This window comes from Niabella beijingensis (genome assembly GCF_020034665.1).
GTDB classification, from domain to species: Bacteria; Bacteroidota; Bacteroidia; order Chitinophagales; family Chitinophagaceae; genus Niabella; species Niabella beijingensis.
This window is the reverse complement of record NZ_JAIQDI010000001.1, coordinates 1,521,141-1,532,593: the sequence shown is the minus strand read 5'-3', so window position 1 is coordinate 1,532,593 and position 11,453 is coordinate 1,521,141. Positions and strand designations below refer to the sequence as shown.

Annotated in this window: 12 protein-coding genes; 10 read left to right on the top strand and 2 right to left on the bottom strand. The window is 48.0% G+C overall.

The features are described from left to right. Nucleotides 1–10: 10 nt before the first annotated feature. The gene (locus K7B07_RS06475; RefSeq protein WP_223708375.1) at nucleotides 11–1,117 is read left to right on the top strand and encodes an efflux RND transporter periplasmic adaptor subunit; all 1,107 of its coding nucleotides are present in this window, start codon (nucleotides 11–13) and stop codon (nucleotides 1,115–1,117) included. A gap of 9 nt (nucleotides 1,118–1,126) precedes the next feature. Here K7B07_RS06475 and K7B07_RS06470 read toward each other — a convergent pair whose 3' ends face one another. Continuing rightward, complete coding sequence (locus tag K7B07_RS06470) at nucleotides 1,127–1,567, bottom strand: hypothetical protein (RefSeq protein ID WP_223708373.1); 441 nt, start codon at nucleotides 1,565–1,567, stop codon at nucleotides 1,127–1,129. Nucleotides 1,568–1,812: 245 nt separating this feature from the next. Between K7B07_RS06470 and K7B07_RS06465 the strand changes: the two genes are divergently transcribed. From K7B07_RS06465 to trmD, 3 genes are all read left to right on the top strand, one after another. Continuing rightward, nucleotides 1,813–3,177: a dipeptidase gene (locus K7B07_RS06465; protein ID WP_223708371.1), complete on the top strand. Its 1,365-nt coding sequence runs from the start codon at nucleotides 1,813–1,815 to the stop codon at nucleotides 3,175–3,177. 94 nt (nucleotides 3,178–3,271) lie between these two features. Continuing rightward, entirely contained in the window at nucleotides 3,272–3,661 is a 390-nt protein-coding gene (locus tag K7B07_RS06460) for an RNA-binding S4 domain-containing protein (RefSeq protein ID WP_223708369.1), read from the top strand. Between the two features lie 81 nt (nucleotides 3,662–3,742). After that, the gene (gene trmD / locus K7B07_RS06455; RefSeq protein ID WP_223708367.1) at nucleotides 3,743–4,420 is read left to right on the top strand and encodes a tRNA (guanosine(37)-N1)-methyltransferase TrmD; all 678 of its coding nucleotides are present in this window, start codon (nucleotides 3,743–3,745) and stop codon (nucleotides 4,418–4,420) included. A gap of 93 nt (nucleotides 4,421–4,513) precedes the next feature. Here trmD and K7B07_RS06450 read toward each other — a convergent pair whose 3' ends face one another. Further along, nucleotides 4,514–4,936, bottom strand: a complete 423-nt coding sequence (locus K7B07_RS06450) for a hypothetical protein (protein ID WP_223708365.1) — start codon at nucleotides 4,934–4,936, stop codon at nucleotides 4,514–4,516. Nucleotides 4,937–4,999: 63 nt separating this feature from the next. Here K7B07_RS06450 and K7B07_RS06445 point away from each other — a divergent pair, with 63 nt between their 5' ends. The 6 genes from K7B07_RS06445 to K7B07_RS06420 all read left to right on the top strand — a co-directional run bounded on the left by K7B07_RS06445 (nucleotide 5,000) and on the right by K7B07_RS06420 (nucleotide 11,402). Then, the gene (locus K7B07_RS06445; protein WP_223708363.1) at nucleotides 5,000–5,653 is read left to right on the top strand and encodes a hypothetical protein; all 654 of its coding nucleotides are present in this window, start codon (nucleotides 5,000–5,002) and stop codon (nucleotides 5,651–5,653) included. 113 nt (nucleotides 5,654–5,766) lie between these two features. After that, nucleotides 5,767–6,744 (top strand): HEPN domain-containing protein, encoded by a 978-nt coding sequence (locus K7B07_RS06440; protein ID WP_223708361.1) that lies wholly within the window; start codon nucleotides 5,767–5,769, stop codon nucleotides 6,742–6,744. A gap of 153 nt (nucleotides 6,745–6,897) precedes the next feature. Then, on the top strand, nucleotides 6,898–8,538 hold the full coding sequence (ade, locus tag K7B07_RS06435; RefSeq protein WP_223708359.1) for an adenine deaminase: 1,641 nt from the start codon (nucleotides 6,898–6,900) through the stop codon (nucleotides 8,536–8,538). A gap of 155 nt (nucleotides 8,539–8,693) precedes the next feature. Further along, nucleotides 8,694–9,512, top strand: a complete 819-nt coding sequence (locus tag K7B07_RS06430; protein ID WP_223708357.1) for a LiaF transmembrane domain-containing protein — start codon at nucleotides 8,694–8,696, stop codon at nucleotides 9,510–9,512. A gap of 118 nt (nucleotides 9,513–9,630) precedes the next feature. Continuing rightward, nucleotides 9,631–10,671, top strand: coding sequence for a sensor histidine kinase (locus K7B07_RS06425; RefSeq protein ID WP_223708355.1), 1,041 nt, complete (start codon nucleotides 9,631–9,633; stop codon nucleotides 10,669–10,671). Beyond that, nucleotides 10,668–11,402: a LytR/AlgR family response regulator transcription factor gene (locus tag K7B07_RS06420; RefSeq protein ID WP_223708353.1), complete on the top strand. Its 735-nt coding sequence runs from the start codon at nucleotides 10,668–10,670 to the stop codon at nucleotides 11,400–11,402. Before K7B07_RS06425 ends, K7B07_RS06420 begins: the two co-directional genes overlap by 4 nt. The last annotated feature ends 51 nt before the right edge of the window (nucleotides 11,403–11,453 follow it).

Genomic DNA, 11,453 nt, shown 5'->3' with positions numbered 1-11,453 from the left:
ACACTGAATTATGATAAGGACAACAAAAATAATGCTGGCGGGTCTTGTTGCTGTTGCAGCTGCGGGTTTGCAGAGCTGTAGCTCCACCAGTGCAGAAGAAGAAAAAACGCCGGAAAAACAGCCGGTGGTATCTGCGTTCCTGCTTACAGAAGGCGCACTTTCCGATACGTTGTCGATCCCCGGCGAGCTGGTCGCCTTTCAGCATGTAGACCTCTATGCAAAAGTGAGCAGTTTTGTAAAAAGACTGTATGTGGATGTGGGCAGCGAAGTGCGTGCAGGTCAGTTGCTGGCGGTAATGGAAGCCCCGGAACTGAACGCCCAGAGCGAAGGAGCCCAATCAAGGGTGCGGTCGCAGGAGGCGGTTTACCTGGCCAGTAAGGCCACTTACGACCGGCTGCTGGAAACCAGCAAAACACCGGGAACGATCTCTCAGAATGATCTTGATGTGGCAAAAGCACGCCAGCAATCGGATTATGCACAATACCAGGCGGCAAAAGCTGCGTTGCAGGAAGTACACGACAACCGCAATTACCTCGAGATACGGGCACCATTTTCGGGAGTGATTACGGCCCGTAATGTAAGTGCCGGTGCTTATGTAGGGCCGGGGGCAGGAGCAGTGCCTATGTTTACCCTTCAGGAACAGAAGAAACTCCGGCTGGTTGTAAATCTTCCCGAAAGCAATGCGGGCGTGCTGGATCAGAACGGTTCGGTTCGGTTTACGGTAAAATCCTTGCCCGGACAGCATTTTACGGCCAGGACCTCGCGGGTTTCCGGAGCGCTGGACAACCGGCTGCGGGCACAGCATGTGGAAATGGATGTACCGAATGCGGATAAAAAATTATTGCCCGGTATGATCCCTGAAGTACAGATCCCCCTGCAGGCCGGCGCAGCAGCTTCCTTTGTGATCCCGGGCAGTGCGCTGCTGAATTCGAGCCAGGGCGTTTACGTGATAAAGATCATGAACGGAAAAACAGTCTGGGTGCCGGTGCAAACCGGTGTGCAGACAGGCGGCAAAGTGGCGGTGTACGGCGCACTTCATAAAAATGATACACTGGTTACCACGGTCACGGAAGAAGTGCGGAACGGCGCTCCTGCCGATGGAAAGATTGTGCTGTAATAGACGGGCCTACTCCACAGAAAGGATCAGGTAGTCGGCTTCACCCAAATGGATCTCATCTCCTTTTTTCTTGCCTTCCAGGTTGGCATAGGCGGGGGCATCCAGGGGAACACCGGTTACTTTTTTCCCGTTGATCTCCAGCGGAGGAAGCACTACGCCAAACAGGAAAAAATGTTCCGTGGTTTCTACCAGCGCACCGGGGCCTACGGCATCTCTTGATATTCCCTGGTATTTTTTTACTGTGGCGGCCGTATCTTCTGCAACCGCTTTCGGCTGCTGCATCAGGTTGTAAATATCCGTTGCCTGATCCCGCTGGGAAAGGGCATCCAGATCGGTGGTGGCTTCCGTGTCAATACCGGCGTTGGTTTCCTGCGTATCTATTTCTTGTTCAACACCGGTTGTGTTTTGTTGGAGTGTTTTAAGAATGGCATCAAGAATATCTTTTTTCATTGTTACCTGTTTGTTTAAAGTTAAGAATATTTACGCGCTTCCGGCAGCGTTGACATGAATATGTGAAATCTGTAACAGGGTAACCCCGTGTGTGCTGATTGGTTCAATTTTAAACAGATCATCGCGCCGGTGCGTATTAAACAGCGAAGCAGCCGCCCGCATCAGTATCATGCATCCCGGATCTTCCCCTTTTTTCAGGCTCAACCGCTCAATTCCGTACCTTCGCGGGAACAAAAAATTATACTATGTCTGAAGTATGGAAAAAATACCAGGAGGAAAATAAAGAGCGTTTTCTCAATGAGATGATGGATCTTTTGCGCATTCCCTCCATCAGTGCCAAAAGCGAGAACAGGGAGGATATGAAGAAGTGTGCGGAGGCGGTGAAAGCAGCTTTATTGGCATCTGGCTGTGATAAAGCTGAAGTGATGGAAACCGGCGGGCATCCGGCCGTATATGGTGAAAAAATTGTTGATCCGTCCAAGCCGACAGTATTGGTATATGGGCATTATGATGTACAGCCGGTAGAGCCGCTGGAGCTTTGGAATACACCTCCTTTTGAGCCTACGATCAAGGATGGTAAAGTATTTGCACGGGGAAGCGCCGACGACAAGGGACAGTTTTATATGCATGTAAAGGCACTGGAAACGATGGTAAAGACCGATACCATGGCTACCAATATCAAATTCATTCTCGAAGGGGAAGAGGAAGTGGGTTCGCCCAACCTGGCGGCATTTGTGGCAGCAAATAAAGAGTTGCTGAAAGCCGATGTGATCCTGATCAGCGACAGTTCACTGCTGAGTATGGAGAACCCGTCGCTGGATACCGGTGTACGTGGTCTGAGTTATATTGAGGTGGAGGTGACCGCGGCCGCAAGAGACCTGCACAGCGGTACTTATGGCGGGGCAGTGGCCAACCCGATCGTGATCCTTTCTAAAATGATCGCCAGTTGTCATGATGAAAACAACCACATCACCATTCCTGGTTTTTATGATGATGTGCTGGAGATTTCGGCAGAAGAACGAGAGCTTATCAATAAGGCGCCGTTTAATGAACAGGAGTATAAAGATGAAATAGGCATCAAAGAATTATACGGAGAAAAAGGTTTTACGACTTACGAACGCACCGGTATCCGTCCTACCCTGGAACTCAACGGGATCTGGGGTGGTTATACCGGCGAAGGCGCTAAAACCGTGCTGCCTGCAAAAGCAACCGCGAAGATCTCAGCACGGCTGGTTCCGAACCAATCCAGCGAAAAGATCACAAAGCTGCTGCTGGAACATTTCCGCAAGATCGCTCCGTCCTGCGTGGAAGTGCACGCATTTGAGCATCATGGCGGGGAACCTTACGGAACACCTATTGACAGCAAGGGGTACCAGGCAGCTTCCAGGGCACTGGAGACCACATTCGGAAAAACGCCCATTCCTGTAAAAGGTGGTGGCAGCATTCCTATTTGTTCGGTACTGGAAAATGAACTGGGCATCAAGATCATTTTTATGGGCTTTGGACTGGATAATGATGGATTACACAGTCCGAATGAAAAATACAATCTCGAGAACTACTATAAGGGTATTGAGACCATCCCTTATTTTCATAAGTATTTCGGGGAATAAGAAGGAATGCTGCGAATGAATAAAGGTATTCATTCGCAGCATTAAACAGAGCCGTCCTGACATGCTATGGGAATTGTATTCGGGACATTGAAATATGGAAAAAGAAAAATTACGTTTAGATAAATACCTCTGGTCCATCCGGCTTTTTAAAACAAGAAGGCTGGCTACCGACGCCTGCAATGACAACAAGGTGAGGTACCAGGAAGAGTCTGCCAAGCCCGGAAAGAATGTACACCTGGGTGATATCTATGAAGTGCGTACAGAGGGCCGCAAATGGGTGATAAAAGTTACGGGCCTGCTGCATACACGTGTAAAATATGAAGAAGCCATAAAGCATTATACCGATCTGACACCCCCCGAAGAGCTCGAAAAGGCCAAGATCCAGGCAGCATCTTTTTTCAGCGGTAAACGGTTGAGCAAGATCGGCCGGCCTACCAAAAAAGAAAGAAGGGATCTGGATGATTTTATGGAAGGGGAGGATTAAGGCTTTTTGGATTTTTAATTGGTAATTTGCGGCTGTTAATGCCGACAGCTAAAGTTCATTCTCAAATCTCAATTCTCGTTAATGCACATCGATATCATTTCCGTCCTTCCCGAATTACTGACCAGTCCTTTTGAGCACAGTATCATGAAACGCGCGCAGGATAAGGGCCTGTTACAGGTGGCAGTACATCCGCTGCGGAAGTGGGCAGTGAATGAATACGGCCAGGTAGATGATTACCAGTATGGCGGCGGTGCGGGTATGGTAATGATGTGTGAACCGCTGGTGAAAGCCATCGCTGAACTTTCAGCAGTCGGAAAATTTGACGAGATCATTTATGTTACCCCTGACGGGAGCACATTGAACCAACGTATGGCCAACACGCTTTCCCTGAAAGAACGGTTGCTCATTATCTGTGGTCATTACAAAGGGATTGATGAACGCATCCGGCAAAAATATGTGACGATGGAAATCTCTATCGGAGATTATGTACTGAGCGGAGGAGAACTGGCTGCTGCAGTGCTGGTGGATGCTATTGGCCGCCTGCTGCCGGGAGTGCTGAATGATGAAACATCGGCACTGACGGACTCCTTTCAGGACAACCTGCTGGCTCCACCGGTTTATACCCGCCCGGTAGATTTTGAAGGTATGAAAGTACCGGATGTATTGATGAGCGGCAATCATTCAAAAATAGAGGAGTGGCGCTATGAACAGGCATTGCAGCGTACCCGGGAACGCAGACCGGACCTGCTGAAGGATTAAATGACACCCGTTCGGAAGCCATACTTTTTCGGGTACATTTGAGGAATAAAAGCGGCGGGAGCCGCTAAAAAAACGGGGCAGCTGCCGGTAAGCTCAGGGGTTTTTTCTCAGGTTTTTACGGCTTACGATCTCCATGGTCAGCTGCAGGGTATCTGCCTGCCCTTGCAGGGCCTTGATGGTCTGTTTCTGGGATGCGATGATCGCATCACGCAGCTCACATTCCTTACAGGGAGCAGCTTCGTCCGGAGCGGGTACATCGTGTAATACCAGGTCAATCCCCACCAAATGTTTTTCACCCTTGTTAGAGATCAGCCAGTTCAGGTCTGCATTCTCAAACCTGTTTTTAATGTCTTCAATGATCTCAAGGGAAGGTTTCCCTTTACCGCTCCGGAGCCGGTTGAGCTTTTGTGATGATTTGTATTTCAGTCCGTTAATGGCAAAATCGTTGATGGATTTAAAACCTTCGGCAATACTGAAGGCTTCCAGGCGTTCAAAAAAGGTTGTTTTTTTATTCATTTTTGTTTGTTTGTGACAAATGAGTTTGTATCTTTGAAGTGCTAACAGAAAAACAATCAAACTATGATAAACAAAAATAACGAGATTCTTTTTATGGTCTGTGAACCAGACCCCGGCTATAAAACATCCGGAAGATCCCCGAGAGAAATACCCGGTTTCGATGAAGACGATTTTAATCCAGCTTATCATTTCCTGCATCTGGTAAAATCGCATCCGTTTCATTGTCTTTCCCTTGTTCTGAGCAGTTCGCAGCTGGAGCAGCTTCAATCAGAATGGCAGACATGGGCCGAATGTGCAGTTTGTGCCGAACACAGCGTCTTTAGCAACGACAATGACAGGAAATACCTGCTTCGTTTTTCAGAAAATTTCCGGGTGCTTATGGATGCGCTTCATCACACGGTGGGAGAATGGATGAAAATGAAAAAGCAAAAAATGGCCCTCTATGAAAATGATGCCATTTACCGCTATCTGCCGGAAACCGGAGATGCCTGCCGGCTGATCCTTGGTTTTACAGAACGGTACCCCGAGAAGAAAGCACGTATCTATCTCTGGTCCGTGCTGGACTGTGTGCTTGGTGAAGGTGAACATTTTGGTATTGCACGTGAAAATATATTGTTTGATTATGAATCATTGCTCTGTATGCTGCGCGCACCCTATCATATGATCCGGCAATACCCTTCTCTTTTCGGCAGGGCGGAAACACCCGGGCAACTATGATGGTCGCGACCGTATAATCTTTCACAAAGCCTCAAAAGGTATTCCGGTACTAACCGGAGGTACAGCCGGTGCACATCGCTGCTGCACCGGAATCCTGTTAAAAATGCTAACCAATGGAAAAAGATACCTTACCTGTCCCGGCTGCCTGCCCGCAGGAGTGGGATGATGCAGCTAAATACAGGCTGCTGAAACAATTGATCATTAATGAAGCAGAGCGGGGATTTGCTCATTATCTGTATGAACTGCTTCCCGATGTGGAACGGTTGTTTAGCCCGGCAGTACCGGAATATAACCAGCCGGCTGTACACGGAGCCTCTTCAAAAGAATGGATCGTGGCATGGGTCGCCGGGCTATGCGATCCTGTTTTTATTTTTGAACTCGATGGGGATACGGAACAGCGTTTTTTAGATCTTCTTATTGTAGTAGCTTCTACGGGCGAGCGCAGTTTCGAGGAGCTGCAATCCTATATCCGTTCCGCCAGTACCGGCAGTTGGAATATCCGTTTCTCCCTGTGTCAGCTGCAACGTTTTTGCCAGCAACGTAAACAAGGGAACTTCTTTTTTCTGCTCCGTTGTAATGAGGAAAACCTGGTCTACCACGCAGAAGACGCTTTATTTGAACCGGTGAACGGCGATGCGTTGCAGCGCAGGATCACGGCTTCCATCGATGTGTTTACGGCCGGCTGCAGCAAGGCCCGGTTATTTCTGGGGCTGGCCGCCTCATTACAGCACAGCGGGAGTAATGAGCTGGCCTGTTTTGCATTGCACCAGGCTGCAGAACTGACGCTCCGGGGATTTGCTGAAGCTTTTTCGGGAATGCATATCCGGCAGCATTCCATCAAACAACTCCTGCTCCAGTGTGCACGCCAGCATCCCTGTTTTTTATCCTTTTTTCGAACGGAAACAGAATATGAGCTGCTGGCTGCCCTGGAGGCATCCTATACAGGGGCACGATACGACCGGAGCTTTACCATCACGGATCAATGCCTTCTTGCTGCAAAGGAAAAGGTAAATGCGATCCTGGCCGCTGCAGAGCAGGTTGCCGGAACTTACCTTGAAACTTATGTTTTCAAAACACCGGGACGTATTTAATATCAAAAGTGCGCGAATGCACGCCGGTACATTAGAACTTTTTACCGATCCTTTGTGTTTCTTTGCGACTTCCTGTATTCGTATCGACATATACTGCCGGGACCCGAAGCGTTTATCTGAAACATTTTTTACATTTACCCAAATGTTAAAAGAATGGAGCAGGTTAAAGGCAACCTTGTAGATATCATGCGGCGAAAGATCTGTTTTGCGGCAATCGGGTTTGATAAGGAAGGCATCAGGCAGATCGAAATACTGGAAGAAAAAGAGATTGCCGGGGAGCCCTATCTCTTACCGGGTTTTGTAGACAGTCATGTGCACATAGAAAGCAGCATGCTGGTGCCATCGGAATTTGCACGGCTGGCAGTGGTGCATGGTACAGTGGCCACGGTAAGCGATCCGCACGAGATTGCCAATGTTTGCGGGATGGAAGGGGTACAATACATGATCGACAACGGGAATACGGTACCGTTTAAGTTTAATTTCGGCGCCCCCAGCTGCGTCCCGGCTACAGCATTTGAAACGGCCGGTGCTTCGCTTGGAGTGGAGGCGGTAACAACGCTGCTGGCAAATCCTAAAATACGTTACCTCAGCGAGATGATGAACTTTCCGGGTGTACTGGCCGGAGACCCGGAAGTGATCGATAAAATAAAGGCCGCCCATGCGGCAGGAAAACCGGTAGACGGGCATGCTCCGGGATTGCGCGGTGCGGATGCACAGCGGTATGCCGGTTCGATCGCTGCACCCGGCCTTCCGGGAACCGATCATGAATGTTTTACCAGGGAGGAAGCACTGGATAAGCTAAAGGCAGGAATGAAGATCCTTATCCGGGAGGGAAGTGCCGCCAGGAATTTTGAAGCACTTATTGACCTGTTGCGGGATTACCCCAAGGAAATCATGTTCTGCAGTGATGACAAACACCCGGATAGCCTTGAAGCGGGACATATCGATCAGCTCTGTGCGCGGGCCGTTGCAAAGAACATCGACGTATTCCATGTGTTGCAGGCGGCTTGTATCAATCCTGTATTGCATTACAAACTTCCGGTGGGCTTGCTCCGGGAAGGAGATCCTGCGGATTTTATTGTGGTGCAGGATCTGAAGCATTTTAAAACGATCCGGACAGTGATCAATGGGATACCGGTAGCTGCCGACGGACGATCCCTGATCCAGACGCCCGGTGCTGGTATCATTAACCAGTTTAACTGTCTGCCCAAAAAAGCGGCTGATTTCGCGATAACTGCTACCGGGGCAGCACGTATACCCGTGATCGAGGCACTCGACGGACAGCTGATTACCAACCCCTTACAACTAGAGCCAAAAATAGCGGAGGGATTTTTTGTAAGCGATCCTTCCCGTGATCTGTTAAAAATAACAGTAGTAAACCGTTACAAAGAAGCAGTACCGGCTACCACTTTTATAAAGAATTTTGGTTTGAAGACCGGCGCGCTGGCTTCTTCTGTTGCACATGACAGCCATAATATCATTGCCGTAGGTGTTGATGATGAAAGTCTGTGCAGGGCGGTCAACCTGGTGATCGCGGAAAAAGGCGGGGTAGCAGCTGTAAACGGTGATAACGAGGCGATTGTACCGTTGCCGGTGGCGGGTCTGATGAGCAATGCCGATGGTTACAAGGTGGCGGCAGCCTATACCGCCATCGACCGGATGGTGAAAGAAATGGGCTCCACACTTTCGGCTCCGTTTATGACACTGTCCTTCATGGCATTGCTGGTGATACCGGCCTTAAAACTAAGTGATAAGGGCCTGTTTGACGGCCAAAAATTTAAATTTGTGGTCTGAAACAGTGTGTTTTCGCCGGGTGTGGATTTTTTTCCGGATCTCGGTATTGTCATTCGCCGTGGCAATCCGCCCATTTACCGATATCTGGCGTTTACATGCGAAAAATCTGTTGTAAGGCCTATCTTAGGGGGGTATTTTTACATAAAATTTGAACAATGAGTGAAAATAATCCGTACAATACCGAATTCTATAACAAATCAGAAAAGACCGACTTTTCTGATAAAAATGCCCCGCCGCAACCGCCTTCCTTTCGCGAACGCAATGCCAAAGGGCATATCTGGATCGGGCTGTTCCTGGTGCTGATCGGTGTTGTGTACCTGCTGAGAAGAATGGGCTTTATCTTTCCCGACTTTATGCTTTCCTGGCAAATGTTCCTGATCGTGCTGGGACTGTTTATCGGGTTCCGCAAAAATTTCCAGGGCCCCGGCTGGTTGATCCTGATCCTGGTGGGATCCTTATTCCTTGTAAATGAATTCTTTCTTTTTAACTCCCTGCGCAAGTTCATCTTTCCAATAGCCCTGATCGGCGCCGGTTTGTTCTTTATCCTGAGACCCAGAAAATCGTATGATTTTATCACTCAGGATCCCAATACGGGGGAACCGACCGGCAAAAAGACCTACAGGGGAAGTGTCAGCAATGAAGATATCGTTGATGCCACTTCTATTTTTGGCGGAACCAAGAAAAAGGTATTGTCCAAAAACTTCCGGGGAGGAGATATGGTGAATGTGTTCGGAGGCAGCGAGATTGACCTGTTGCAGGCGGATATCAGTGGCACTGCGGTGTTGGAAGTGACGGCTATCTTTGGCGGCGCTACATTGCTGATACCTTCTCACTGGAATGTGATCTCCGAAGCAGTGGCTATTATGGGAGAAGTAAAGGACAAACGCGTTTCTATGGGAAATGTGGATACTACAAAAACGCTTGTGTTGAAAGGTACCGTAATTTTAGGGGGCATTGATATCAAGAGTTTTTAGGAGGACTGAAAAAGTGAAAAGGTGAATAGTGAAAAGTGACTGGGTAAAATACTCTGTAACATATTAAATCGTATCCCGGCGGCAAACCGGGATTCAAATCTCAAACAATCCAATTTAAGTGTCGTCCTCTCCGTTAACAGCAAAACGATTCCTCATCTCCCTGATCATCGGATGGGTGGTGCTGGTAAACCTGCAGGCGTTTTTGCTGAACTCTTTCGAGTTTCCCTTATACATTGTTCTTACCGACAGCTTACTGAGTAATTTCCTTTTATTGTTAAGCGGATTGCTGATGCTGAATATTACAAGGTATTATCTTCCCTCTGCTTACCAGTACTCCAGCGTAATTGCTTCCTGCCTGATCGTTACGGGCCTGTGGCTGTTTGTTTCAAACACCTTCCTGAAAATATTCCTGGATGATTCGGAAGCCTATCTCGCATTCCTCGCCAAATCACTTATCTACCGGGCGGGCTTTGCCTTCCTTGTGCTTACTATATTAACGATCGCTGCTATTTTATGGTACAACTGGGTGGAACGGCAAAAGGTGGAGCAGCGGCGTACCGATGCGGACCGGCTGTCCCGCGAAGCGGAACTGTTTAAACTCCGCCAGCAACTGCAGCCCCACTTTTTATTCAACAGCCTCAATTCGATCAACGCCCTGATCGGGCTGAATCCCCAGCAGGCCCGTAAAATGGTACAGCAACTGTCCGACTTCCTGCGGGGGACATTGAAAAAAGAAGAATCTCAAATGATCTCACTCACAGAGGAGATCAATTATTTGAACTTATATTTGGAGATCGAAAAAGTGCGTTTTGGAAACCGGCTGATGACCTCCATTGTAGTGGAAGAGGATACAAAAGAACTGCAGCTGCCTACATTGCTGCTGCAACCTATTGTTGAGAATGCAATCAAGTTCGGGCTTTATGATACGATCGGGGAAACACTGATCACCATTACAACCACAAGAGAACTATCGGAGCTGTGCATCATGGTAACCAATCCGTTTGATCCTGAAACCTCGCTGCCAAAAACAGGAACGGGTTTTGGTCTGAGCTCTATAAAAAGAAGATTATACCTGCTGTATGGCAGGAATGATCTCCTGGCTACAAAAACAAAAGATAATATCTATTACACAATCGTTAAAATACCGCAACACCCATGAGTAAAGTTATAATTATTGATGATGAGTTTTTGGCAAGAAGCATGGTAAAGGAATACCTTCAGAAATACCCGCAGCTGGAGCTGGTGGCGGAGTGTGGAGACGGTTTTGAAGGAATGAAAGCGATCCAGGAACACAAGCCGGATCTTATTTTCCTGGATATACAGATGCCAAAGATCAGCGGTTTTGAAATGCTGGAACTGATAGAGGAGCCGCCTGCGGTGATCTTTGCCACCGCCTTTGATGAATATGCCATCAAGGCGTTTGAAGCACATGCGGTTGATTACCTGTTGAAACCTTTTGACCAGGAGCGCTTTGATAAGGCGGTAAACAAATTCCTGGCACAGCATAAAACCAGTCAGACTAACACCCAGGAGCTGCTGAATGATGTGCAGCTGCCCAGTTCAAATAACCGTATCGTTGTAAAGAATGGCAGCAAGATCAAGATCATACCTGTTCAGGAAGTACTGTATCTTGAAGCGGCAGATGATTTTGTAAAGATATTTACAAAGGATGGCTATTTTCTCAAGAACAAAACCATGTCCTTTTTTGAGGCATTCCTGCCTACCGATATGTTTGTGCGCAGTCACCGTTCCTATATCGTCAACATCCAGGAGATCACCCGTATTGACCCATATGAGAAAGACGGGCATGTGGCGATCCTCAAAAACGGAACAAAAATTAATGTGAGTCGTAACGGATACGGAAAGCTGAAGGCGGTACTGGGTCTTTAGCCGCGTAAAAAATTATTTGTTTCTGTTTGATTATTGTGCCAACTTTAATAA